The organism is Spirosoma endbachense (assembly GCF_010233585.1).
Taxonomy (GTDB): Bacteria; Bacteroidota; Bacteroidia; order Cytophagales; family Spirosomataceae; genus Spirosoma; species Spirosoma endbachense.
Genome location: NZ_CP045997.1, coordinates 358,146 through 384,699 on the forward strand (window position 1 = coordinate 358,146; position 26,554 = coordinate 384,699).

The 26,554-nt window shown below is 44.6% G+C and carries 23 protein-coding genes and 2 tRNA genes; 13 read left to right on the forward strand and 12 right to left on the reverse strand.

Translation table 11 applies throughout. The features are described 5' to 3' along the window. Positions 1-3: 3 nt before the first annotated feature. The 3 genes from GJR95_RS01340 to GJR95_RS01350 form a co-directional block, all read right to left on the reverse strand. Positions 4-474: a DUF3291 domain-containing protein gene (locus GJR95_RS01340; protein ID WP_162384175.1), complete on the reverse strand. Its 471-nt coding sequence runs from the start codon at positions 472-474 to the stop codon at positions 4-6. 86 nt (positions 475-560) lie between these two features. Beyond that, entirely contained in the window at positions 561-1,070 is a 510-nt protein-coding gene (locus tag GJR95_RS01345) for a Fur family transcriptional regulator (protein ID WP_162384176.1), read from the reverse strand. A gap of 107 nt (positions 1,071-1,177) precedes the next feature. Beyond that, on the reverse strand, positions 1,178-3,430 hold the full coding sequence (locus GJR95_RS01350; RefSeq protein ID WP_162391521.1) for a RelA/SpoT family protein: 2,253 nt from the start codon (positions 3,428-3,430) through the stop codon (positions 1,178-1,180). 251 nt (positions 3,431-3,681) lie between these two features. Here GJR95_RS01350 and GJR95_RS01355 point away from each other — a divergent pair. The 4 genes from GJR95_RS01355 to GJR95_RS01370 all read left to right on the forward strand — a co-directional run bounded on the left by GJR95_RS01355 (position 3,682) and on the right by GJR95_RS01370 (position 9,133). Next, positions 3,682-3,763 (forward strand) — tRNA-Leu (locus tag GJR95_RS01355). Positions 3,764-3,877: 114 nt separating this feature from the next. Beyond that, a complete protein-coding gene (gene tig, locus GJR95_RS01360) occupies positions 3,878-5,224 on the forward strand; it encodes a trigger factor (protein WP_162384177.1) in 1,347 nt (448 codons plus the stop codon). A gap of 304 nt (positions 5,225-5,528) precedes the next feature. Next, positions 5,529-7,934 carry a TonB-dependent receptor domain-containing protein gene (locus GJR95_RS01365; protein WP_162384178.1) on the forward strand — a complete coding sequence of 802 codons (2,406 nt, stop codon included), beginning with the start codon at positions 5,529-5,531 and terminating at the stop codon, positions 7,932-7,934. A 428-nt stretch (positions 7,935-8,362) separates the two neighbouring features. Further along, positions 8,363-9,133 carry a nuclear transport factor 2 family protein gene (locus GJR95_RS01370; RefSeq protein WP_162384179.1) on the forward strand — a complete coding sequence of 257 codons (771 nt, stop codon included), beginning with the start codon at positions 8,363-8,365 and terminating at the stop codon, positions 9,131-9,133. A 103-nt stretch (positions 9,134-9,236) separates the two neighbouring features. On the opposite strand, the gene GJR95_RS01375 is transcribed toward GJR95_RS01370, so the two are convergent. The 8 genes from GJR95_RS01375 to GJR95_RS01410 form a co-directional block, all read right to left on the reverse strand. Next, positions 9,237-10,265 (reverse strand): hypothetical protein, encoded by a 1,029-nt coding sequence (locus GJR95_RS01375; RefSeq protein WP_232541045.1) that lies wholly within the window; start codon positions 10,263-10,265, stop codon positions 9,237-9,239. Positions 10,266-10,368: 103 nt separating this feature from the next. Next, a complete protein-coding gene (locus GJR95_RS01380) occupies positions 10,369-10,989 on the reverse strand; it encodes an L-threonylcarbamoyladenylate synthase (protein ID WP_162384180.1) in 621 nt (206 codons plus the stop codon). Positions 10,990-11,080: 91 nt separating this feature from the next. Beyond that, entirely contained in the window at positions 11,081-12,124 is a 1,044-nt protein-coding gene (locus GJR95_RS01385) for a glycosyltransferase family 2 protein (RefSeq protein ID WP_232541046.1), read from the reverse strand. Positions 12,125-12,393: 269 nt separating this feature from the next. After that, on the reverse strand, positions 12,394-13,338 hold the full coding sequence (locus GJR95_RS01390) for a YihY/virulence factor BrkB family protein (RefSeq protein ID WP_162384181.1): 945 nt from the start codon (positions 13,336-13,338) through the stop codon (positions 12,394-12,396). An 80-nt stretch (positions 13,339-13,418) separates the two neighbouring features. Further along, the gene (locus GJR95_RS01395; protein WP_162384182.1) at positions 13,419-13,829 is read right to left on the reverse strand and encodes an acyl-CoA thioesterase; all 411 of its coding nucleotides are present in this window, start codon (positions 13,827-13,829) and stop codon (positions 13,419-13,421) included. A 77-nt stretch (positions 13,830-13,906) separates the two neighbouring features. Continuing rightward, complete coding sequence (gene mltG, locus GJR95_RS01400) at positions 13,907-14,944, reverse strand: endolytic transglycosylase MltG (protein WP_162384183.1); 1,038 nt, start codon at positions 14,942-14,944, stop codon at positions 13,907-13,909. 334 nt (positions 14,945-15,278) lie between these two features. Further along, positions 15,279-15,761 (reverse strand): response regulator, encoded by a 483-nt coding sequence (locus GJR95_RS01405; protein ID WP_162384184.1) that lies wholly within the window; start codon positions 15,759-15,761, stop codon positions 15,279-15,281. Positions 15,762-15,808: 47 nt separating this feature from the next. Then, positions 15,809-16,105, reverse strand: coding sequence for a hypothetical protein (locus tag GJR95_RS01410; RefSeq protein WP_162384185.1), 297 nt, complete (start codon positions 16,103-16,105; stop codon positions 15,809-15,811). A 326-nt stretch (positions 16,106-16,431) separates the two neighbouring features. On the opposite strand from GJR95_RS01410, the gene GJR95_RS01415 reads away from it, so the two are divergent. The 9 genes from GJR95_RS01415 to GJR95_RS01455 all read left to right on the forward strand — a co-directional run bounded on the left by GJR95_RS01415 (position 16,432) and on the right by GJR95_RS01455 (position 25,395). Further along, positions 16,432-16,518, forward strand: a tRNA-Ser gene (locus GJR95_RS01415). A gap of 420 nt (positions 16,519-16,938) precedes the next feature. Further along, positions 16,939-17,754, forward strand: a complete 816-nt coding sequence (locus tag GJR95_RS01420; protein ID WP_162384186.1) for an alpha/beta fold hydrolase — start codon at positions 16,939-16,941, stop codon at positions 17,752-17,754. Positions 17,755-17,771: 17 nt separating this feature from the next. Then, a complete protein-coding gene (locus GJR95_RS01425; RefSeq protein WP_317167042.1) occupies positions 17,772-19,025 on the forward strand; it encodes an ATP-binding protein in 1,254 nt (417 codons plus the stop codon). A 107-nt stretch (positions 19,026-19,132) separates the two neighbouring features. After that, the gene (locus GJR95_RS01430) at positions 19,133-19,537 is read left to right on the forward strand and encodes a response regulator (protein ID WP_162384187.1); all 405 of its coding nucleotides are present in this window, start codon (positions 19,133-19,135) and stop codon (positions 19,535-19,537) included. A gap of 90 nt (positions 19,538-19,627) precedes the next feature. Then, positions 19,628-20,059, forward strand: a complete 432-nt coding sequence (locus GJR95_RS01435; protein ID WP_162384188.1) for a response regulator — start codon at positions 19,628-19,630, stop codon at positions 20,057-20,059. Between the two features lie 864 nt (positions 20,060-20,923). Then, entirely contained in the window at positions 20,924-21,466 is a 543-nt protein-coding gene (locus tag GJR95_RS01440) for an RNA polymerase sigma factor (protein WP_162384189.1), read from the forward strand. Positions 21,467-23,009: 1,543 nt separating this feature from the next. Continuing rightward, the gene (locus tag GJR95_RS01445; RefSeq protein ID WP_162384190.1) at positions 23,010-23,786 is read left to right on the forward strand and encodes a MerR family transcriptional regulator; all 777 of its coding nucleotides are present in this window, start codon (positions 23,010-23,012) and stop codon (positions 23,784-23,786) included. A 205-nt stretch (positions 23,787-23,991) separates the two neighbouring features. Further along, on the forward strand, positions 23,992-24,861 hold the full coding sequence (locus GJR95_RS01450; protein ID WP_162384191.1) for a helix-turn-helix domain-containing protein: 870 nt from the start codon (positions 23,992-23,994) through the stop codon (positions 24,859-24,861). Positions 24,862-25,098: 237 nt separating this feature from the next. Then, positions 25,099-25,395 (forward strand): DUF983 domain-containing protein, encoded by a 297-nt coding sequence (locus tag GJR95_RS01455; RefSeq protein WP_232541047.1) that lies wholly within the window; start codon positions 25,099-25,101, stop codon positions 25,393-25,395. A 148-nt stretch (positions 25,396-25,543) separates the two neighbouring features. On the opposite strand, the gene GJR95_RS01460 is transcribed toward GJR95_RS01455, so the two are convergent. Beyond that, positions 25,544-25,810, reverse strand: a complete 267-nt coding sequence (locus tag GJR95_RS01460; protein WP_162384193.1) for a hypothetical protein — start codon at positions 25,808-25,810, stop codon at positions 25,544-25,546. Between the last annotated feature and the right edge of the window lie 744 nt (positions 25,811-26,554).

The following is a 26,554-nucleotide window of genomic DNA, read 5'->3' on the forward strand; positions in this document are numbered from 1 at the left end:
CATTTATAAAGTTGACGGAACGATTGCCTCCGGCATTGGCTGAATGTCGCGGAATGTAAAGGCCTGCGGCCCCGACCCAACTTTATTAAGGTGCTCAAGTCGTTCTTTGGCTTCCGTAATTGTGGGAATATGACCAACCGGAATCCACCACAATACCGTCATCAGCTGATCTGGTTTTTCAAACCATTTCCGGCGTTCTTTCATCACGTCTGTGTGCCTGCTCTTGAACACAAACGCCTGTAAATGCTCCGGTGACTCCCAAACCGACATGTTGACAATAATACGCTCATCGTCGAATGGTCGAAACTCAGTGGCATCATTGCCATCCCCTTTTAACCGCCAGACAAACCCATCACTTTCTTCGGCCAATTGGTTGATCGGGTCGAGTTGTGCCACAAAGTCGGCCATGATCGGATGATTGATATCCGGCACGTGCATTCGGGCAATGTTAAGCTGGGCAAGATGATGCATCATAAAGAAATAATGAAGAGTTATGAATGAAAATAAACGATGAGTAGCTGACTACCCTTCATGCATCATTCATAACTCTTCACCGATTTTTATCCTTCAACAGGTACTTGAACACCCTGGATGTCTTTGGCCGTTTGTTGCCTGTTTTCGCAGAAATCGCGGGCACATGCCCCATAAAAGATCAACGAATGGTGCATCACATTAAACTTTAGCATATCGCCGACCATGCTCTGAATGTTCTGAACGCGCGGATCGCAGAATTCCATCACCTTGTGGCAATCCGTGCAGATCAGGTGGTCGTGCTGACGGTAGCCATACGATTTCTCGTATTGAGCCAGATTCCGACCAAACTGATGTTTAGTCACCAAATCACAGTCTACCAGCACATCGAGTGTATTGTAAACTGTGGCCCGGCTAACGCGGTAGTTCTTATTCTTCATGGAGATATACAGCTCATCCACGTCGAAGTGGTCCTGGCGGTTATAAATCTCTTCCAGAATAGCGAATCGTTCCGGCGTTTTTCGAAGCCCCTTGTTTTCCAGGTAAGCCGTGAAAATTGTCCGGGCAGATTCTAAATTGGTTTGTTTCGGCGCAGCCATATCCGTTCCGATTATTGAGAGTGCAAAAATAGTGAAAGGAATGATGAATGATAACTTATGAATGATCTATGGGAAGATTCATCCTTTATTATTTATCATTTTGATGTTTACGAGTCGAATCGAACGACCTCGAATACGCCCTGAACACGTTCAAGCTTACGCATCAGGGTTTCGAGGTGACCGGTATCGTGAACATAGAGCCGAATATTACCCTCAAAAATTCCATCTGTTGAGTCAATCGTGACCGAGCGCATATTGATATGCAGCTCATTGCTGATGACCCGCGTTACATCGTTCACTAAGCCTACCCGATCCGTACCTGTAATTCGCAGACCCGCCAGGAATGCCAGTTCTTTCTGGGAAGTCCACTTCGCCTTGATAATCCGGTTTCCGTGGTTCGACATCAGTTCGACGGCGTTTGGACAGGTAACCCGGTGAATTTTAATGCCATCATTGATGGTTACAAATCCGAATACGTCGTCGCCCGAAATCGGGTTACAACACTTGGAGAGCGTATAATCAATCCGGTCCATGTCTTCGCCAATGAGCAACATATCGGCATCGGCCCGTTCACCATGAATTTTTTTAAGCTCTTTCGTAAACGACTTCCCGTCCTGAATCGTATCGGTATTGAGTTTGTTCAGGCGATTTTCCTTCGCTTCTTTGTCAGATTTGAATTTCTTTAGTTCCTGTACATCAATATGGCCTTTGCCCACCCGATAGAAAAAATCATCGGTGGTTTTAGAGCCGAAGTAAGCCCGGAGTTGATTGATGGTCTCATTGGTCATTTCCATCCGCAACACCCGTAGTTTCTTCTGAACCAGATCACGGCCATCGGTAACGAACCGTTTGTTATCTTCCTTGATTAAATCCTTGATCTTGGTCTTGGCCTTGGAAGTAACAACGAAACGCAGCCAGTCTTCGCTGGGTTTCTGGCGATTGGAGGTGATAACTTCCACCTGGTCGCCATTTTGCAGAACGTGACTAAGCGGCACGAGCGTATTATTGACCTTGGCCGCCATACAGCGTGCCCCGATCTGGGTGTGAATGTCGAACGCAAAGTCCAGCGCAGTTGCTCCCCGCTGCAATACTTTCAGGTCACCTTTCGGCGTGAATACAAAAACTTCTTCGCTATAGAGGTTGCTTCGAAAGTCATCGACAAATTCGATAGCAGCTTTTTTGTCGCCACTCCCTGCCGATTCGATCATGTCGCGTACCTGACTGATCCAGGCTTCAATCCCTGCACCTGTCTGCGTATCGTTTCCTTTGTATTTCCAGTGGGCTGCGTAGCCTTTCTCCGCAATTTCGTTCATCCGTTCGGTCCGGATCTGCACTTCAACCCACTGGCCCGACCGGCTCATAACAGTTGTATGAAGCGATTCATAGCCGTTCGTGCGTGGGGTGCTGATCCAGTCTTTAAGGCGATCGGGGTTCGGCTTGTAATGGTCAGTAACGATTGAATAGGCACGCCAGCAGGCGGCTTTTTCTTCTTCGGGTGGTACATTCAGAATAATCCGAACGGCGAATAGATCGTAGATTTCCTCGAACGGTTTCTGCGACTTATTCAGCTTGGTCCAGATCGAATAAATGGACTTTGGCCTACCTTTTATTATATACTTGATCTTCGTTTCTGCCAGGTCTTTTTCAATGGGTTCGATAAACCGACCAATAAACCGATCGCGGGCAACCCTGGTTTCGCGCAGTTTTTTGGCGATGTCCTTGTAGGCTTCCGGTTCAACGTGTTTCAAATACAGATCCTCCAGTTCAGATTTGATCGCATACAAACCCAGCCGGTGCGCCAGGGGAGCATAGATATAGATCGTTTCGGAGGCAATTTTTAACTGCTTATCGCGGGGCATCGAATCCAGCGTCCGCATATTATGGAGCCGGTCTGCCAGTTTTACCAGAATTACCCGAACATCATCTGACAGGGTCAGCAACATTTTTCGGAAATTCTCGGCCTGTTGCGAGGTGCCGTATTCAAAGATTCCTGAGATTTTGGTCAGGCCATCAATAATGCGGGCTACTTTGAGGCCAAACGCCCGTTCGATATCGGCAATGGTCGTATCGGTATCTTCCACGACGTCGTGGAGCAGAGCCGCCACGATACTGGTTGTTCCCAACCCAATTTCTTCAACCGCAATCTGGGCAACCGCGAGCGGATGGTAGATATACGGTTCACCCGACCGCCTGCGCATGTTCTTGTGCGCTTCGGCAGATGTGTTAAACGCTTTTTTAATCAGTTTGGCGTCATCGCCCTTCAACATTGGCTTAGCCGCCCGCAGCAAGCGTCGGTAGCGTTTCAGGATTTCCTGACGCTCCAACTCTAAATCAATGGCAGGTTCGGCAGTGGCATTCATCATGGTTGGCGTCTTTGCAGGTAATTGCCTATCGGTTGTACTCGTACTACCAAGATAACAAAATAATAATCTAAAAATGACGAGAGACTTACTAAAAATAAATCCTTCCTGAATTTGCTTGGTGAATTAAAATTCTTTTGTACTTTTGCACCTCCAAAACACGAGTTGACGGGTTTTAGAGTCGAATTTGCTGACCGTTGGTGGAGACAGTAACGAGAAGCCAACTCTGGAAAATTTCAACCGTCAGAGCCGCGGGCGTGGCGAAATTGGTAGACGTGCCAGACTTAGGATCTGGTGCCGCAAGGCATGGGGGTTCGAGTCCCTCCGCCCGTACAAATAGCTAAAAGAGTGAAAGAGATAAAGAGTGAAAGAGTGAAATGTTTACGGACAGGCGCTCTATCACTCATTCGCTCTTTCGCTCTTTAATTATTTAAAACCGATATAAACGTGGATATTACCCTAGAAAAAGCCAGCGACACAAATGCTTCGCTGAAAATCGTCCTGACTCCGGCCGATTATAAACCAGAAGTAGATAAGAAACTGAAAGACTACGGTCGTAAGGTTCAATTGAAAGGGTTCCGTCCGGGTCACGTGCCAGCATCGCTCGTTCAGAAGATGTATGGCAAAAGCATTCTGGTGGATGAAATTAACTCGATGCTGAGCAAAACAGTTAGCCAGTATATTCGCGAAAACAAACTACAGGTTGTTGGCGATCCGGTTCCGAACCGCGACGAAGCGGATGCAATCGACTGGGATAACCAATCTGATTTCGCGTTCAGCTATACACTCGGTCTGGCTTCGGAATTTGATATCGATTTCAGTGACCTTCCAAGCGTAACTCAATACGAAATACAGGCTGGTGAGTCGGAAATTAATTCGACCATCGCTGATCTGCAACAACGTTTTCATACCCACGCGCATGGGGAAGAGGTTGGCGACGGTGATACCATCTACGGCGAACTGAAACAACTGAATGGTGAGTTTACCGCAAAAACAGCCTTCCCGATGAACCAAATGGCTGAAGAGGCCAAAGGTCAATTTGTCGGTAAGAAAAAAGGTGACATAGTGACGTTCGTATTAGAGGACGCATTCCCGGACGAGAAAGCTCGTGCCACAGCTACCGGCGCAAGCAAAGAAGAAGTTGGTGACCTGACCGGTGAATTCACGTTTGAGGTTGACGACATTACCCGCCACGAGCCAGCCGAATTAAATCAGGAGTTTTTTGATAAAGTGCTTGGCGCCGGAGCGGTTGAAGAGGAAGAGCAGTTCCGCGTAAAAGTAGCTGAGATTATTCGGGGTAACTACGGTCGCGAATCGACTCAATTGCTGCGGTTAGATATCGAAAAGAACCTGCTTGACAATACGCCGATCCTGTTGCCCGACGAGTTTCTGAAAAACTGGCTGCTGGAAGTGAACGAAGGTAAGTTTACGCCGGAGCAGATTGATGAGCAGTATGATGACTTTACAAAGTCGGTAAAACTGCAACTCATCAAGAACAAAATCGCCTATAAAGCCGACATCAAAGTTGAGTTCGATGAAGTTCTTGAGGTAACGCGCCAGATGGTTCGCGAGCAGTTTGGTTTCGCGGGTGGCGAGAACGAGGAGATGAACCAAACCATCGACCGTATTGCCCGGAATTATCTGCTGGATGAAAAGAACAACGGTCAGAATTATACGAGCACCTTCAATCGGGTTTATGACGATAAAGTCATTGACTATGCAAAAACGCAACTAACCATCGTGTCGCAGGATGTGACAGTTGATGAGTTTAAAGCATTGGTTGAGAATCGTTGATAGATTTTAAAAGGTAAATACAGAAGGCCCGGTCGTTGACTGGGCCTTCTGTATTTATGGACCAGCAGATCACAGTCCAGAACGAATTGCCAGCTTACAAGGGGGAGGTTAACCATTTTTTTTCATCGGCGAGTAAATACCTTTATAGGCCTACTAATGATATAGTTTCAAGAAATCAGCCGTATTAAACAGTATATTTTCCCCGAATTCAGCTATTAGTTATACCAACTGTTCTGGGATTTACTTCAAGCCATCAGCATTTACCCATTTGTTTAAACGATTAAGGAAGTCGCTATTCATGCGTATGAAACCAAGTTTACTGATTCTATTTCTATTACCGCTGTTGACGTTAGCACAAAATAAAACGGATCATCAGGTAACGATAAAAGGTGTTCTGATTGACGAGCAAAGCAAACCCATTCCATTTGGAACCGTCACCCTCCACCAGAAATCGGATTCGTCAATGGTAACAGGCTCAATATCTGATGAAGCCGGAAAATTTGAACTGCGTAGTAAACCCGGCTCTTTCTGGCTGAAAGTTACGGTCGTTTCCTATCAGGACCGGCGGATTCCGGCCATTCAGGTAGTCGATAAAACGATCGATTTAGGAAAGCTGATTCTTAAAGCCACAACCAAACGATTGGACGAGGTCATTGTAAAAGGTGAACGAAGCCAGATGGAACTGTCGCTGGATAAACGCATTTTCAACGTCGGTAAAGATCTGGCGAATGCCGGAGGAACAGCCGTTGATATTTTGAGCAATGTACCATCTGTTGCGGTCGATGCCGAAGGCAATGTTAGTCTTAGAGGGAGTAACAGCGTCCGGATTCTGATCGATGGGAAGCCATCGGGTCTGGTAAGTCTAAAAGGTGGCAGCGGCTTACAACAGTTACAGGGCAGTAGCATTGAACGCGTTGAAGTGATCACGAATCCCTCCGCCCGCTACGAGGCAGAAGGGATGGGAGGTATCATTAACATTGTTTTAAAGAAAGAGCATAAAGAAGGAATCAACGGTTCGTTCGATCTGATAACGGGCTACCCGAGTAATTTTGGAGTAGCTGCCAACGTAAACTACCGCCGGAAAAACCTCAATTTCTTTGTCAATTATACTGCCTCGTACCGAAATACGCCCGGCCGCAGTTCTTTGTATCAGGAATTATACCGCAATGATACGACCTTCATCACCCAACAGAATTCGACCAATCGCCTGAAAGGATTAAATAATAACGCCCGTGCTGGTCTCGATTATTTCTTCAATCCTAAAAATGTCCTGACTGCTTCGTATACGTGGCGCCTGAGTAAGGGAAAACGATTTGCTGATATTGTTTATCGGGATTATCAGTTTACGACCAATAATCTCCGAAGTACAACCAATCGCACGCAGGATGAAACCGAAACTGAACCAAACTCGGAGTATGCGCTAACCTATAAGCGAACATTTGCCCGTGAAGGTCACGAACTGACTGCCGATGTCCGATACCTCGACAATTGGGAGAGTTCTGATCAGTATTTTAACCAGCAGACGTTTCAGGCAGATGGAATAACAGCGAGTGCACCAGCAACCTTGCAGCGATCACTTAATGATGAAACAGAAAAACAGTTTTTGGTTCAGATTGATTATATCCGACCCTTCAGCAAGAATGGGAAGATAGAGGCTGGATTGCGCAGCAGTTCCCGCGATATGACCAACGATTATTCGGTTACCCAACGGGCCGACAACGGGAGCTGGACGCCATTGCCGGGCCTGACCAACGACTTTCTGTACGAAGAGCGAATCAATGCGGCCTATGCCATAATTGGAAACAAAGCGCGTAAACTGTCCTATCAGGCGGGGTTGCGCGCCGAAATGACCGATGTAACCACAACACTTCGGCAAACCAACGATGTCAATCCTCGTCATTATGCGAACCTGTTTCCCAGTGTGCATGTCACCTACGATCTGCCCCGCCAGCATGCGCTTCAACTTAGCTATAGCCGTCGAATTCGCCGACCGCAGTATAACGACCTAAGTCCGTTTATGACATTTAGCGACAATCGGAACTTCTGGAGCGGTAATCCAAACCTGAATCCTGAATTCACGAATGCGTTCGAGATTGGCCACATCAAATATTTCAACAAAGGCTCCATCAGTTCATCCGTATATTACCGGCACACCGACAATAAAATTCTGTCGATTCGGCGGGTTAATGACCAGGGTTTTTCAACGACCCGGCCCGAAAACCTTGCTGGTGAACATTCTTATGGGGCAGAATTTGCCGGATCGTATTCCCCGTTTACCTGGTGGAAACTCGATGGTAGTTTCAACTTTTTTCGGGCCGTAACCAATGGGAGTAACCTCGATGTTAATTATCAAAGTGATACCTATAGCTGGTTTACCCGGATGATTTCCCGTTTTACCGTCTGGAAATCCACAGATATTCAGTTGCGGGGAAATTACGAAGCTCCTCAGCAAACACCTCAGGGACGACGGAAAGCGCTGGCTACGCTCGATTTATCGGTAAGTAAGGATCTGTTCAATAATAACGGCACATTGACCCTCAATGTACTTGATGTTTTCAATTCCCGTCGCTTTCGGTCAATTACAGAAGGGCCTAATTTTTACGCCGAAAGCAGTTCCCAATTTCGGCTTCGCCAGTTTAATCTAACCCTCAGCTATCGGTTACGTCAGGCGAAGAAGAAAGTAAAAGAAGGCGCAGAAGGCGAGTTCTAATGACTTCTCTCTGGACTTTGGGGCCAGCAAAAATGAATTCGTCTTCAATCAGCCCCTATGTTTTTTAGAAATTTACCCTACATTTGCCGTACTGAAAATCACATTTGCCACATACCGCAGCCCTTCTTAAAGGCACCTACCCGTTCAGCTTATTGAACGAAGCTAGTTGCGCTAGTCTGGTCTTGCTATACGGTGATTCGCCCGTAGCTCAATACTAAACAAGGCGTCAACAATCAGGGTAGGCTGTTTGCTGCGACCTTACCAGACAGGGATAGCTTCTCCTGCCATTCTTCCTATTTCTCATTTTTTACTTTCTGATGCCAATGAAATTCAATCATTTCATTCCTGGCACGGTATGTCTAATCGCGTGCCTGTCAGTGTCGTGCTCAAGTTCCAATTTTCAGTTCAAGACCAAACGTGAATCAGCGATGGACCAACATAGCGTAAACAAAACACTAATCCGCGATTTCTACAGACGAGCCTTAGGGCAGGGCGACATCGATTTTGCCAGGGAAATCGTGGCAGATGGGTATATTCAGCATAGTGCAATGGGTAAACCGGGTAAAGCGGGCCTCATTGAATCCCTGGAATCGTTCGGAAAAATGCCCAAACCCGTATCAACCTCAAAACCATTTATGCGATTACTGGCGGAAGGTGATTTTGTTGTAACGAACATGAGTTTTGGGTGGGGTGGCTCGCAGAAAGTGGTAGTTGATCTGTTCCGATTTGAAAATGGGCAGGTTATTGAGCATTGGGATGCGGTTCAGGATCAGCCCGAATCCACCCGCAATGGAAATGCTATGTTGGATGGAGCCGTGGAGGCTGATCCGACCGAGCCAACGGAAACCAACAAAGCAGTTGTTGCGGATTATTACCAACGAGTTTTGATTCAGCGACAATCCGATCGGCTTACCGACTTTGTAGTGGTAGATCTTATTCAGCACAATCCCGAAATAGCGAATGGAGCCACCGGTTTGCAAGCGTATTTTAGTGGGGAATCCAGCAAATTTTCCGTTAAAAAGGTACATCGGATTATTGGCGAAGGCAATTTTGTGGTTGTTCAGGCAGAGGGCCAACTGGCAGGGAAGCCGACTGTGTTCTATGATATATTCCGTTTGACTGGAGGAAAGATCGTCGAGCAATGGTCGGTAAGCCAGACTATACCGGCCAGCATGCCGCACGAAAATGGTATGCTTTAAGACTGTTTAAGCGGGTCAGATTTTCTGCCTGTGGCTGACAAACGAATCAAAAAAAATCCCGGAAGCGCTAAGCAACCGGGATTTTCAGGTTTATGCTATTTCTTTATTGATACTGAATGTACATGGGCTTGGGAGTCAATGCCAGTACCTCTTCGGGGGTCATGATACGTGAGCCAGGCTTACGGAAATCATTATCGTAAAACAGCTTGAAGCCAGTATACTGAACCGGTTCTTTCTGAATGTAATCGTGATACGAATCTTTCTTTAGTACCGGCGGGCCCCAACCGTCCATATCCATCACGATCTGTACATTTGGATCAAGCTTAATGTTTTTGTAGTTCTTGATCATGCCCTGCGTAAAACGGTGAACGACCAGCACTTTTGGCGGCAGCTTATATTCTTTTACCATACGGCTCAGAAACTGCACCGCCTGGTTGACATCAGCGGCATCATAGCTACCAATTTTAGTGCCTGGTTTAGCACCCGTCACCATAGAGAACTCGGGATCAATGCCAAGATGCACAAACGGCAGTTTCAGGTATTTTCCTAAGAATTCCATCTCTGGGCCAAGGGGTGCATGACCTCGCTGAATGTCCAGAAACACAATCGCTTTGTGTTCATTGCCCCATTTCAAAACTTTCTTGATCGTTTTGTCGGACATGCGCATTCGGTAGCCGCCATCTTTACCGGGAGCTCCCTGAGCCGATATAGCCACCAGATGAAGGGCAGGCTGAATCGGTGTGGCAGGATCTGCTTTTTCCCAGTTTTTTATTTCCCGGTCGAGCCTTTCCAGCATCTCCTCTTTAGGATATTTACCCAGAATTCCCATTTTCTTGGAATGAGGATTACCATAGTAAGCGAAGATTCGTTTTTGGGGAAGAATAGCTCCTTCTGGTGCGTATGTGAGCGAATCGAGTGTAGAATCTCCCGTGGATACCGCACGATTTGACGCCATTGGTCGGGCTTCAGCAGCGGGCTTTTCTGACGAGTCAACCTTGGCGTTAGCTGGCTCGGCTGATGCTTCAGCAGTGATTTTGCCAGTTTGAGCGGTATTTTCCTGTTGAGATTGGGAAGTGCAGCCAGTAAGTTGACTGAGAGCCAGCAGAGATAGTGCGGCCAGGGGGAAACGCATGTTAATCAACTAGGTTAGAAGGATAAGTCGTGAAAAAAGGGCTATGTTTCACATGAATGAACGCTTAGCCTAGGGTGCAAGTATAGAATCTTATTGTAACTTTTCAAAGCATTAATTCGCCTAAGCCCTGTCGAATTATCGAAAAATCATCATCGGTAGCGTCAATGATTGTGGAAGGAATATTGCCGCCGTAGCCTCCATCGATTACGATATCGACCTGATGCTGGAACTTCTCGAAGATTAACTCCGGATCGGTCGAATATTCAATGACTTCATCTTCATCACGGATCGATGTTGTAATAATAGGATTTCCCAGCTCATGGACAATCTGGCGGGGAATGCTGTTGTCAGGAACACGAATACCCACTGTTTTCTTGTTCGTATTGAGCAGTTTTGGAACGCTGCCGCTTGCTTCCAGAATGAACGTAAATGGTCCGGGCAACAATTTTTTCATCAGCTTAAACGCCTGATTGCTCACTCGGGCATAATCGGCAATATGGCTCAGGTCGTAGCAGATGAATGAAAAATCGTTTTTTGCTGGCTTTATTCCTTTAATTCGGGCTACTCGTTCAACGGACCGGGCGTTATGGATATCGCAACCCATGCCATAAATTGTATCGGTTGGGTAGATAATAACGGCCCCATCGCGTAACGCTTTCACGATATAATCAATACGTCGAGGGTCGGGGTTCTGGGGATATAGTTTAATAAATTCAGCTGGCATGGGAAGTCGGGTTTACAGTTTTTAGTTGGTCCAGCTTGCAAATGGGGCTTTCGGGCTAATGCTTAACTGAAAACTGTAAACTGCAAACAGGCTAAACCAGTTTCACCTGTGGGTAGGGGGATTGGCGGGCCCGATTCCATTTGAGGTAATGCCGGTATAAGCTGTTGACGGGCGGATGAAAATGGTTTAGGCTGAGAATCAGATTGGTTAACAGGTCTGGTTGCTCAATATACTGTAATAACTGGCCGAATTGAGACACTAATTCAAACTGCTCAGTATAAAATGATTTTCGAATAAATTTTCGAATGCGACCCGCAAGCGCCTGGTATTCGGCGGGGGTGGTGCAACGGTCAAAGGCTTTATAACATACGGCCAATGATGAGCTAAGCAATTGGTTCTCCGGTAGCACTACCTGCGCCTGCATTGAATCAGGAAGCCGACGTTTTAGCGTTAATACTTCGTCGAGATAGGCATAATGATAGATTCGGGATGAGCGCACCCAGAAATCAAAATCCTCATACGATAGCGTTTCGTCGTAACCTCCAAGTTCATTCAGCACATCGCGACGCATCATCATGGTTGGCGTGCAGATAAAGTAAGACTCCAGAATCTGCTGAAATACGTCTCCTGAAGGTACTTTGGTTCGAGCACGGCCATCGGCATCCACGGCGTAGTGAATGGCAATTTCTTTGCCTTGCTCGTCAATATAAACAGCGTTCGAAAAGACAACGGCATAAGGCCCGGACAACTGCTCGAATAAGTCGGCCTGTTGAGCAATCCGGTTCGGCAGGAGTACATCATCCGCAGCCAGATCGATCACATATCGGCCACCCGCTAAAGCAAGTCCCTGATTAAAAGCACGGTTTAAGCCAAGATTGGTAAGATTTTTGAGGAACCGTACGGCTGGATTCGTTTCTACGAAATTGGTAATCAGCTCGGCAGAACGATCAGTACTGCCATTATCGATAACAATCAGTTCAACATTCGGGTAATTCTGGTCAACTACAGATTGAAGTGCTTGTTCAATATAGGCTTCATGGTTATAACTGGTGCAGATAACACTTACCCACGGCTTAATCCGATTGAGGTAAGGACTCATCGGAAGTGGGTTAGATTGGCCAGTAACAGAAATCATACAGGCTGATCAGTTAATAGAACGGCAGAAATAAAAGTAGCTATGTATTCAGTACTAAACTATACAGCAATACTACAAACGGTTTGTCACCGAATTTCTGTTTTTTGAGTAAACGGGAAAAAAGAATATGCCCAGGCTAAATAAATAATGGAATTGGCACGGTTTTTCGACATAAATCAAAAAGCGGATTCAGAAGACGACAGCAACTGGAGTCAGACGACCGTACTTACATTTATGGGTTAGGGTTTGCAAACGCCATCTAAGGTATTCTAGGTGGCGTTTGTTGTTTTTTCGGCAACGCTGGGATTGCGTTCACCTTCGAGGTCATAAAGCGCAACGTTCATCTCGAAACCAATAATCAGCAATAGAGAAATCAGATTGATCCAGATCATCAGCGCAATCAGCGTACCGATGGAACCATAGACTTTATTATACGAGCTAAAATTGGAAACATAATACGAAAAACCGAGCGTCGTCAGCACAATCAGGACCGATGCGGTAACCGATCCGGGTGTAACAAAGGCCCATTTCATCCGAACGTCAGGGCCAAAGTGATAAATGACCGAAACCGCTGCCACAAATACCGCGAAAACCAGCAGATAACGCCCTAAAGCCAGCAGGTTGATGAAAATGAGGTTGTTCAGAATACCAAAATGCAAGAGGTAGTCGCTTACGACACCCCCCACAATAAGCACGATAATAGCCAGAATCAGCGCAACCGCCAAAATAAACGTTAAGCCAATGGCAACGGCCCGTACCTGAAAAAATCCCCGTCTGTCCTGGGTTTCGTTGGATGAATTAAAGGCATTCATTAGGGCAACGACCCCACTGGTAGCTGAATAAAGTGCCAGCAGGAAGCCAAACGAAAGCACCCCTCCTCGCGGGCGGCTGATGATATCACGAATCGTTGTTTCAACCGAACTGAATGTGTCGCCAGGTAAAACTTCTTTCAGAAACCCCATTATTTGCTCCTCAAGATTAGGAACGGGAATGTAAGGAATAAGTGTAAACAGAAAAATGACTGTAGGGAAGACTGACAAAATAAGGCTGTACGATACCGATGCCGCTCGCTCACTGGTATCGTTCTCCGTGATTTTATCGCCCATCTTTTTTAGAAAATCGTACCAGCTTCTCTTTGAGTTGAACGGCTTATGATCACGGAGCCATACGCGAGTACCACGCAACGCCTTGAAGCTCAACAGTTTTTCAATCATACATAAGTCGATAAAGTAATAAGCCGCTAAGCAATGACATACGTGCTCATTAGTAACTCATTGACTGTTTTTTTAACCGGCTACTCAAAAAAAGGTTTAGCCGCGTCTACCAAATCGGCCGGAGCCGGGCCTGGACGACCGGTAGACGATTTAAGAAAAATGAGCGTGGTTTCACCCGTATTGAGTAATTGTCCGTCTTGATTGAAGATTTCGTATCGGAACAGAATACGTGTAGTAGGAAGTTGAGGAATGGTAACCCGAATCGTGAGCAAGTCGTCGTATTTAGCGGGTCGAATAAAGCGGGAACTCATGTCATAGACTGGCATTCCAATGCCTCGAGCTTCGAGATTTTTGTACTCCATACCCAGATGGCGAAGTGCTTCAACACGCCCAATCTCATAAAAACGGGCATAATTGCCGTAATAAACGATACCCATCTGGTCTGTATCATAATACCGAACACGGATACCTGTAACGTCGTGAACAAACATGGTGAGAGCTTTGGCAGCTAGTAAAGAAAATTGGCGTAAACAAGGCAATTGGTTAATTCCTTATTTACGCCAATTTTCTATTTCATAATTTTCATCCGTGTCAACGCCTGCTGATAGAGACGGGCGTTGGCTAAATGTTCGGCCAGCGTTTTCGAGAAGGTATGGTAGCCGTTGAAATTGGCATTAACCACAAAATAAAGGTAATCGTGTTGCTCAGCATTCAGTACGGCGTCAATAGTAGCGGGAGCCGGTAGATTAATTGGTCCCGGTGGCAAGCCTGTATATCGATAGGTGTTGTAAGGAGAATCAACGGCCAGCTGACGATTTAGCAATCGCCGAATGCTAAAATCGCGTAAGGCAAAAATTACAGTTGGGTCGGCTTCGAGTTTGATACCCTGCTTCAGACGGTTGAGGTAAACCCCGGCAACACGGGGTTGTTCATCCCGTTTATTGGTTTCGGCCGCTACAATAGACGCCAGTACCTGGGTTTGTGTTTGGCTTAATCCCAGTGCTTTAGCTTTAGCCTGACGCTCGGGTGTCCAGAATTTTTTGTATTCACTACCCATTCGCTCCAGAAAAGCCTCGGGTTTGATCGTCCAGAAAAATTCGTAGGTGTTTGGTAGAAACAGACAGACGATGGTCGTCGTATCAAAGCCAAATTTCTCACAAGTGGCCGGATCGTTGAGCAGGTTGCCAAGCGCATCGGGGCCAAATTCAAATTTGCTGCCTAATCGCTGGATCAGGTCGCTCTTCATGCGCATGGAGTTGAACGTAACGGGCATAGCGTCCTGACTGCCACTGCGAAGTTTGGTGAGAGCGTCTCGGTTGCCCATCCGCGGTTTGATCTCGTACCGGCCTTCTTTTACGCGCTCAGGGTACTTCATCAATTTAGCCAGGAAACGAAACGACAGCTCATCATTAATGACCTGGTGCGTTTTAAGCGTATCCATCACCGACTCGAAGGTAGAGCCTCTCGGAATGAGTAGGGCAAAGGTTTTATCGTTGTCCCTGACCTGAAGGTTTGGACTTTTAAAGATCTGCCAGAAGTAAAAAGTAAACGTCGTTAGCAGGATGGAAACGGTGAGAAATAAGCCAATTTTAAGATTGCGAGACATAACAAATGGATAAGTTATGATTTACGGAAGGTAATCAGACGTTGCGGTACATTAGGGCAGAAGTGATTTAATGAATGCCTGAAACATGACCAGAAGCTGCCGTCAGACATGCCTGCTGTAAATCGTCCACATAAAGATGAGGAGGAGGGTAGGTGGTTGATTTATAGATTGTTATGAAAATATTAAGGAAAAGCACCGGAAATAAACAGGCTGGTTTTGATTTCGGGCGGCAAGTTACTACAAAAAAGAAAAACCCGTTGGCTGGATAGAAGGTATTCTGCTAAACAGCCAACGGGTTCAGTCAGCACCGGCTAGTCGATAGTCACGGAGTAGATCAGGTGTAAACGGGAGACGTGGTTCGAATTTTAGGCAAAGGCTCAAATATCTTTTCAAACCAGATGCCTGGTAAACTGACAGTCTCGTACCAGTAAATTCGTAACCGGCTCAGATAGTCTTTCCATTCGGTATAACAATACGGTTTACTGGTAAAAGAAGTCGCTCCCAGTTCGTAGGCTTCCCGAATTTGATGGGACGATTCACTCGCGGAGAGCATAATAGTTGGCACTAAACGGCCCTGCGGATGGCTTCTAAGGGGCGATAAAAAGCCAAGCCCTTCACCATCACTTTCCAGATTTATATCCATCACTATATGTTTAGGGTCTTTGCCTTCGAGATTTTCCAGGTAAGAGAGAGCATCATCAATAGTACGAACAGGCGTAAATGAAGCTTCTGGGAAATTGCTTTTAGCGGCACGCTGGAGAATTTCGGCAATGGCCGGATCATCGTCGACGACTAATGTAGGGACATGGTACGCCATACGACCTTACCGGATAGGGCGGGGATAATAGAACTAAATACCCCCGTCTACTTATTCTCAATATCGTTAATAAGCTGAACTATTGCATCCTGATTTATGGATTGGGTTGATCCGGACAGTGTAGACAACCGTTCCTTGATATCCTGCCATTGAGAAACAGAGAGGAGAATGGCCTCGACTTTAAACTCAACGGAATCACCGATATCGATCTGCTCAACAGGTAAAGGATCTAAAAGCGTTTTGGCGAATTCGGATCGAAGCCGGTCCTTTGCATACGGAACTGGGTCCAGATTGGCGTCTTTTAGTATTTGTTTAGAGTAGGTCTTTGTTTTTTTCCACCACATGATACTTGAAAAAATTTGCTGCTAACGTAACACAATTTGTGATATTATGTTCTTGTCAAGTGAAAAAGATAAATGGCTTACGACTTGAATCGCAATAACGTAGACCGTGTGGTTGATCTTCTCTTATGGGAGTAGACACCCGCCAGAAGTATTTGGCAAAGGCAGGCGATTTGCAGTTTTCCTGTCAATCTTATAAATGCAAAGGCGGAGGTTTACGAAAAATTAGTACTTTTGTGGCCGGTTAAAGCGGATTGTTGAAGAAGGAACAGAACAAGTAGTTCTATTTTTTCTACTTATCGGCCTCAGACCGACTTATTTAAAACCCTAGAGAGGTGTCCGAGTGGTTGAAGGAGCACGCCTGGAAAGTGTGTATGCGGGCAACCGTATCGAGGGTTCGAATCCCTTCCTCTCTGCCGAATCAACATAAAAGGCTGTTACTTGCTCAGTAACAGCCTTTTGGTATGTATACCGATCTGAGCTTAACAAAAAGATTAAGAAGTATTACTATGCATCCGGCTCCGATTAATGAAAATAACACACCGTACCGGCTCTGTAACTTTATCACCACGAGTTCGGCCCTGCTAAAATATGACTGTTGGCGTTCTAGCAATGCTAATAGATAGTGAAAAGCACTGTTAAAGCTAGACGTGACAATTACCAATTGATATCAGAATGTTCGTTATTATTTTTAAAGCCTCGCTCCATAATAGTCAGACAATTTTTACAAAATTAGTATTAACATAGAATGTTTGATTGTCAATGGGCTTGTGTATCGATCAGTCTTATCCAATTATAAATAGTCTATATTTGTTTTAAACTCAACAAGCTGATTAATGACCTCCGATATCCTTAAACGCAATAACGTTAAAATCAAGGGTCTGGGAACTCAACCCATGTTGTTGGCTCATGGATTCGGTTGCGATCAGAATATGTGGCGTCACATTGCGCCTGCCTTTGAGCCCGACTATCGATTGATTCTTTTCGATTTTGTGGGGTCTGGCCAGTCAGATATAGCCGCCTATGATTCAATCCGGTATAATGAGCTGAACGGCTATGCTCAGGATGTGCTTGATATTTGCCAGGCTCTCGAGTTAACCAAGGTTGTGTTTGTCGGGCATTCGGTTAGCTCAATGATCGGCCTACTGGCAGCTATCCAACAACCTCAGTACTTTGACCGACTCATCATGATCGGTCCCTCTCCCCGCTATCTCAACGAGATTCCAGACTATGTTGGTGGTTTTGAGCGGCCCGATGTGGATGAGCTATTAGCCTTGATGGATCAGAATTTTGTCCGTTGGGCGAATACCCTAGCCCCCGCCATTATGGGCAATGCAGATCATCCGGCCTTAGGGGAGGAGTTAACCCAAAGCTTTTGTTCCACCGATCCACTGGTGATGCAACAATTTGCCCGCGTTACTTTCCTGTCTGATAACCGCCAGGATTTGCCTAAACTGACAGTGCCTACTTTAATTTTACAGAGTAGTGATGATATCATTGCTCCTCAGGTGGTAGGCGAATATACCCACCAGCATCTTCCCTTTAGTAGTCTACAGTATATGAAGGCAAGCGGACATTGTCCCCATATGAGCGCTCCCGAGGAAACAATTGCCCTAATGCAAGCATATCTGTTCGATAATAAACAGGCTTAATCTTTCTGCACTGTTTGATGATGGATGATTTGGTAAACCAGTTACCCTGTGGGGTCGTACTAATCAATGAAGTGGGACTGATCAGGAAGATCAATGCAACAGCCGGACAACAACTAGGGTATGAGCCCGACGAGTTGGTCGGCCAATCCATTAGTCAGATACTCACGGTAGCTGGTCGGCTTTTTTACCAGACTCATTTTTATCCCCTCATTAACCTTCATAACCATGTGGAGGAAGTGGCGTTGACGCTGTTGACCCGGACGGGTGAGCGCATCCCAATCTTACTCAATGCAGTACGTCAGTCTAGCGATGGGTTAATTTGTTGTGCCTACCTGTCTGTAGGGCATCGACATGCGTATGAAGCGGAACTCATTCAAGCCCGAAAGGCGGCAGAACTAGCTCGTCTTGCCGTTGAGGAAAGTGAAGCCCGTTACCGAGCCTTATCGGGTGAGTTAGAGCATTTGGTACAGGAGCGTACCCATGAACTGGAAGCCGCCAATGAAGAATATGCGGCTATTAATGAAGAATTAACAGAATCCAATCAGCTCCTAAACCGTTCCAATGATGACCTGCAAAAGTTTGCCTACGTAGCTTCGCATGATCTACAGGAGCCCCTGCGCAAGATTCAACAATTTGGTGATCTCTTACGGACAAAATATACCGGCACATCGGAGGAGGAGCTGTATTTTTTAGAGCGAATGCAGTCAGCGGCTAACCGTATGTCGTCATTGATTCGGGATCTGCTTGATTATTCTCGGGTATCTACCCAACGGGACAGAAGTCGTCCAACCAACCTTCAGGAAATAGTTGATCGGGCCTTGACGACCCTGGAGTTAGTTATTATCGAAACGAAGGCAGATATAATGGTAGAGGCCTTACCGACTATTGAGGGAGACCCTTTACAACTCGACCAGCTATTTCAGAATTTACTCTCTAATGCGCTCAAGTACCGTCAACCGAATATCCCACCACGAATTCAGATTTTATCCCGGCTCGTAGCGGTAACCGAATTACCCGCGTCTGTACACCCAGCGCGGTCTTCCAATGCGTATTACCGAATCGATGTGGTAGATAATGGGGTTGGCTTTGATGAGAAGTACCTGGATCGCATCTTTCAGGTTTTTCAGCGGCTCTATGGCAAGAAGGAGTATATGGGTACGGGCATTGGTCTGGCCATTTGTGAGAAAGTCGTTGCCAATCATGGGGGAGCTATTACTGCTAACAGCCAACCAGGCCAGGGAGCTACCTTTCATGTTTATTTACCCTTATAAGTCCAAAATTCGAATATTTTAAGCCAAGCTTAATGGATAGACAACTCATAAATGAGTATGTTTACCCGGATTCCCTTTTGCTGTATAATCATCGTTCCCACCCAACTATGCCTTCTTCCGTCCCCCCTGTCGTCTGGATCGTTGATGATGATGAGGATGACAAGTATTTGTTTGAAATTGCTTTTAAGCAGCTTATTCCACCCGTTTCCATCAAGCTATTCAATGATGGTGAAGAATTGCTGCCCGCCCTGATTCAACATGATTCGTTGCCAAGTCTGATTATCCTGGATTTGAACATGCCTCGGGTGAATGGATTTGAAGCGTTACAGCAGCTACGGGCAGAGCCTGCTTTCCAGAAGATACCTGTCATTGTGCTGACGACCTCGTCGGATTATTGCGATCGGGAGCGGGCCAAACAACTGGGGGCCAATGGATTTCTGACAAAACCCCCGACGATGGAATTAACCCTGAAATTATTCAACCAGTTAGTGCAGGAGTGGAAGTTGACTTAGTTGGCTTATCGGCTCACATCCCATACAGTAACTTTCTGATTTTTAGCCGTTTTCGATGGCTAACTTCGTGTAGCATTATTACTCAGCGCTATGGCTCTTCAAACGAATCGGCAACTTGAAGTCGTTTTAATTGATGACGATGACGATGACTTTTACCTGTTGAAACAGGCATTTAAAGCGTACTCCAATCAACTTGTGCTTCGACATCTGAGTAGTAGCACTGAACTGTCCGAGCTGCTTTCCTCCGTGTCGGCTTTGCCTGATCTGATCTTGCTGGACTTTCATATGCCGCTTCTTACGGGATTAGAACTAGTAGCGACACTCAAGCAGAATCTTAATTTATATCGAATCCCCATTGTGATTTGGTCGGGTTCGCTGGATGCCAGCCAGGTGGTTCAATGCTATCAGGCCGGAGCCAGTTCGGTAATCCTGAAGTCAGACGATCAACCTAGTCTGGAAAGATCGGTTAGGGCATTGTGCATTTATTGGTTTGAAACCGTCCAATTACCTACCTATATGTAATCTGGATTGCCAGACTGTGAGCGGCCTGGTAGCAGGATATTCGAAGACACAGGTTTATCGACACTCTATGGTTCGGCTTTCAACTAATCAGGAGATACTTAACCCGAAATTTAATAAAACAGCCCGGGCCTAGTAGTGTCCGGGCTGTTTGGTGTCTTATGCATCTACTACCTAATAATACTTAATCCTAATGCAATAAAACATTAATTAATGAAATTGTAAAAATGTAAACAAAAATTAACTCCTGTAGATCAGGGTAATCCTGACCTCAGATACCGTTGTGCTATAAAAAATAACGCATGATCAACTGGTAAATCTGGCCTTCGTTCTATCGCTGATTTGAAAAATCGCTACTGGTATAAAGGCATTAGGATGTTAGTTGATGAAATAGTAGGGACTATTATTTTCATGGGTTTGATCCGGGAAATACCCAATCTGGTCGTTATGCAAGTATTTATCCCGCATTTTTCAGTGTCTCGTTTTAAGACAACGAGCAAGTCTAAACCGGTCGAGCTGTGATAGCCTCGTATGGCCGGCTACCGAAAGTGTAAGAGATCTGACCCTGTAGATGATTACATTTACTCCCATCTATTGTTAAACTAAAAGATCAAACTACCATATAATAAATTTTTTATATAAGGAAAATGGAAATTTAATTGCACTAATTATAAAATTATTTAATAAAAGGTTATCTATTTTGTAAAAAATGGAATTATTGTAAATAGATATTTTATTAAAGATATATTTTTTGAATTTTGTAAACAACGTACCACTGCTATATTAAATTTATCTTAATCAGTAATTTATAATTTTAAATCTAATTTTGTTACTATATAATTCCAAAACAAAACTGTCTATTCCCATATGCATAAATCGTTGAACGGCCAAAAACCTAATCGTAAGCGAGAGCAATCTGCATGGGCAAAGGACGATTTTGAAACACTCTATACGCAATACGCTGATCAGGTTTATCGGAAATGCCTGTCGATGACAAAAGATAGTGAAGACGCCCAGGATTTTACCCAGGAAATCTTTATCAAGGTTTTTAGTAAATTAGATACCTTTAAACAACAGTCTGCTCCATCGACCTGGCTGTACTCGATAGCTCATAATTACTGTCTGGACCAAATTCGAATCAGTAAACGGATGAATCTGCAGGGGCTTCCTGAAGGGGTGGAATTAGTTGAAGAACCAGCCGTTTCCGATGAACTTCAATTACAGGCGCTCGAGCGATTGATGGAAAATTTGCCAGTTGAAGAGGTAACCCTGTTGCGACTTAAGTATGAGCAAGGGCTATCCGTCAGCCAGATTGGCCGGCAACTTAACCTCAATGAAAGTGCGATCAAGATGCGACTCAAGCGTACCAGAGATAAATTAAATCGGCTGATCAATCAACGTATGCTATAGAAACTAAAGATTTCAATTGCCCCTAAATAAATTACCTGGCTCTGATTTACAGCCTGCTTTGAGAAACAGCCTGAAAAATTTGAAAAGGAAAAGTACAAAATACTGTTGCACCAAAAAGCCCAGCCTGCATGCAGGTTGGGCTTTTTGGTGTACGTCAAGTTAGTAGAGCTTCAGTAACTTTACCTGTTGGTGTTCAGTAGTTGCCCTGTAATGGCTATGACAGCATAAACTCATAAAAGGATGTCAGCAAGTTCGGGTTTGTTGGGTCGACAGGCTTCACTGGCAACTGAAAGCAGAAGACATTCCATAGCTGACAATGGCCAGATTATGGTATCTAAGAATTGTTGTTACCTAAAGCCTCTATTCATGAAAATAGAATTGCCGGCACGGAAGTCAATGGTAAAAGACCACCGCACACTATGTAAAATCAGAGACTTAGAGAGTATCTCGGCTGAATAATTTTAAAATTTAAAAAAACTTGACACCTTCGTGTGACCGATTCTGTTTTTTTTAGTCTAAAAGAAGAATAATGGCAAAGGGCAGGCTACATCGTTAGCTTGCCCTTTATTTTTTGTAGTCGCCAACTACTCCAGAGGCTGGTTCAATCAACTTTATCCAGGTGAATGTCGACCTGTTGTTGGCTTTAGACCCATATAAGGTATATAGTCCTGTGCTCCGTGCTGTTAATGACAAGTTTATAGGCTCAGCGTTTCTGGAAAAGGGGAGCTGTGAAGGAATGACGCTTACAGATTTACCTGCCACTACTAGATTCTAATCGATAAAATAGATATCCAGAGTTTATAATAAAAACGGCTATTCGAGCAATAGTTAGCCTGAGTCTGTCTTAATCAGCCGTACAATCTGTCTCATCAAATTGGCATATCTACACCACAATTGATCGATAACAGGGAATGCTAGGACTACACAACGATTATCCTAACTATTGGACACGATTTGAAAAATATGCCCGTTAGTTTCTTTATGTATAATTGACATAAAGAAGTGATTCCATGCCAGCACCCAGAAAATACCCAATTCGTATTGTCGTCGATGGTAAACCTGTTCAGGTAAAATCGATCGGCGGAAAACTATTTTGTTCCAAAAAATTTGTTTACCAGGCCGAGTATGACGAGTCTGGACATTTGAACGGAGTGATCGTTCATGCACTAAACGAAAGCTGTTCTACCCCGCTAAAGGATTAATTTAGAAGGTATGAGCTAGTAGAAGATAACCTCATTAATCGATTACAGGCAACCTTGGATTTGCAAAGCAGGCAGTTTTCTGTTGAGTGCTGAATGCTACATTCGTCGTATTGCCACAATGAATCAGGCCGTGTATAAGAGCTTTTGCCTGTAAGATCCTGTATACGGTGTTCTGTTTGCTATGAGTAGCCTGAATCTGATTACAATTGAAGCCTTCTTGCCGAAGTCTCAAATGAATAAGAGGCTATTTTGAAAATGTATAAAAAAAAGTTGAAATTTTACTTGACTCTCCCCTTACGTCATAGCCTAGTTTTGCTCCGTCAATACGAATCAATAGTAGCATGAGCATTTATCCCGTTCACAAGCTGGCCAAACTGGCAGGTATCAGTGTGCGCACACTGCATCATTATGACCGATTGGGGCTATTGAAACCAGCAGTCCGTACTGAGGCCAGGTATAGACTGTATGGTGATCAGGAGTTGCTTCGATTACAGCAAATTCTGTTTTATAAAGAACTGGATTTCTCGCTGGAGGAAATTCTACAGATGGTGAAAGACCCCAATTTCGACCAGCTACTGGCGCTGCAAAATCACCGGCACGCCCTTGAAACACGACGGAATCGGCTTACTATGCTATTGGAAACCATTGACAAAACCATGTCTAAACTAAAAGGAGAAAATGCGATGCTGACAGACGAGGAATTGTATGCGGGTTTCCCAAAAGATGAAGCGGAGGCCTATCGAAACGAGGCTGTTGAAAAATATGGATCACAGGTCGTTGAGGAAAGTGAAGTGACGTTACGGCACCTGGGCAAGACCGATTTTGACCAGTTAAAAGCAGAACAGGAAGAAATCGCACAATCGTTAGCCGCGATGGTCAATCTGGACCCGGCGTCAGTTAACGTGCAGGAGCAGGTTGCCCGGCATTATGCAAACATTCTGGCTTTCTGGGGAAAGTCGGTAGGAGGGGGCAATCCACTTGAAGCCTATAAAGGTCTTGCTCAGTTGTATGTTGACGACCCACGTTTTACGAGCCGGAATGGCCAGGAAAATCCTGAATTTGCCTCGTTCCTCAGTAAAGCGATGACTTATTTTGTCAATACAAGGTTAAATGGATAATAGTCCCGAAATCGGGATATAAAGTAAATTGTTTGTTTGTCTGGACAGGTTTTCACGCGCAGGGTGTGCTAATCTGTCCAGTTTTCGGTAATAATCTTCTTGTCTATTGCTCGGCCAATTTAAACCTATACGGTTTTTGAAACCGCACTGGCGGCCCGGCTTATAAGTTTGTAATCACGTATAAAATATAAATTGGAAGAGTACTATGGCAAAATCAGTACCTGTATACAAACTGGCGTCCTTTCCCCGTCATGAACCCAATGCGCTATTTTATATCACCCGACTGGAAAGGCTTGTTGGCGAGTTTACAGGTATCGGCGACTCCCATTCTCACACGTTTTACCTGTTGATGTGGATCACTCAGGGAAGTGGCACGCATACAATTGATTTTAAAACCTATGATGTAGCTGCTAACCAGTTGTATTTTCTTACGCCAGGTCAGGTTCATAACTGGGAGCTATCGGCCGACATTCGAGGCTATAATTTATTTTTTGAAGCTAATTTTATGCGTAGCCGCTTCGGGAATCGGTTGCACCAGTATCCGTTTTATCACTCCCATCAGCACCAGCCTCTGCTGAATGCAAACGATCGAAAAAAACTTATTGGTGATTTATTTACGTTCGCCTATGAGGAATATGAGCAGCAACAGGCAAACCGTTCAGACGTGTTCCTGTCTTACCTGCATCTCCTGCTGGAAACCGCAAATCGATTATACAGTCAGCAGTGGCCTGGAGCCGACACCCAATTATATGATCACATCCGGCAATACGAAGAATTACTTGAGCATCAGTTTATTACTGTTCGTGAAGTTAGCGCCTATGCCAGCCAGATGAACATAACGCCTAATTACCTGAATCACATCTGTAAGAAAATATTGGGTAAAACGGCCAGCCAGCTGGTACACGAACGGCTAATTGTTGAAGCGCAGCGCTTGTTAACACATACAACTCAATCGGTTAAGGAAATTGCCTTCAGGTTAGGCTTCGATGACCCGTCATACTTCGTCCGTTTCTTTAAAAAACAGACAAAGCAAACACCGGCCGAATTTCGGTTGTTCCTGACCGATCATCGTTGATTTGTACCATACTTGGCTTGGTTTATCGTTCTGTTCCGATTGGGCTTCGTGTACCTTTGTGACGTAATAAGTGCGCTACGGATGCCTGCCGGGTGAGCTGGCCTGACGCACAGAAACTGTTCCATCGCCATGTTAGCCAATAGCCGCATATATAGTGTCCTGTTCAATAAATGCCCTCGTTGTCATCAGGGAGATTTCTTTGTTACAAAAAGTGCATTTAGCCGACATTTTGACCAAATGCACGATCATTGCCCCAATTGTGGAGAAAATTTTAACCCCGAACCTGGCTTTTACTGGGCATCCATGTTCGTAAGCTATGCGCTGTTTACGATCTGGACGCTGCTTACATTTTTTATCGTAGTGCAATGGCTGGATGTTGATCTTGATTATTATTTGATGGGGCTAATCCCATCCCTGATCCTGTTAACGCCTTACTTCTTTCGGATGGCCCGCCGAACCTGGCTCACCTTATTTGTTGCGCCGAAACCAGTTCACAAACATGGGCCAGCAGAGCAGGCAATCGCCAGACAGTAGCCGAATAAAACGAACTCGTTGGCCGGGTAGCCAACAACGGCCTTGCCATTCATAAAGCCGAATATTCCTTTTAAGTAAAAACAAGTGAGATTCTCTATAGAAGCATCGTAATTTGCTTCCGTAGAGAATCTCACTTGTTTTTAGGGGATTAATTCAATTCACCATGCAGAAACTCAATAAGTTGTATGGTTGAATGAGTACGTACACTACTTGGTTGCCCTTTTTCATCATACTCTATTTTCGCAAAGAATTCATTAAAATGGTATAATTCCCATAACCGAGTTTCATGTTGGTAAGAAGTGAGTTTTAGTCCCCAGAGCAATAGTGCACCTAATTGAATGGCGAAAGGAAGCTGATCATACTTATTCTGATCAATAAATAGAGCTTCATCAGGTCGTGTACTGTTGGCTTGCATGAAGCTAAGACGTAAAAATCAAAAAAGGTTTCGCATTCGAACTTGAATTTTACTATCTATTTATTATATTGATTTTATTGTAAATTAAAAGTTTACAAAACAAAAAATATATTTATTTGTAGTGACTTAACATGACAAATTATCTAATTGGTATTGGTGTGCTGTTTGAATTGCTCATGGTTGCTAATTATATACATCATGCTATTCAGGCAAAATCAAATACGCGTGACCGAATCCAATATATACTGATTGCACTTTTTTATGGCTTACTAGGATCAATGCTTCTGATCGGTTTTATAAAATTCAACCTCTTACACGATAAAAAGTAAGTTTATTATTGATACGGATTAATACATACAATTAATTATTGATCTGTAAATTCGTTCGTAAAGTAGTCAATGGGTGTAGCTGCATCGGTTTATAAAAACCATCTCGGTGAGGAATTCTTTTTCGTAGAAAGAAAGTTGACAGAAATAGTAGTCTTCCGTACCTTTGTAGAGGTTGAACCAAAAAACGAAAATTATCAGTAGACTATTCTATACGATTGTTTTAATAGATTATCAGTAAGTTTTGCTTGAGTTATCTCCTTTTTTATCCAGTTACGCTGCCTTATACAATATCTGCGTGATTTGTATTTTTCCTATTTGTTAAACGTACCACCTCCTTCACCTTTCAAGAATGGGCTTTTGTTTTAGCCTATTCATAGAAGACTAAGTAATGATGCTAAGTCATGAACGACTATGA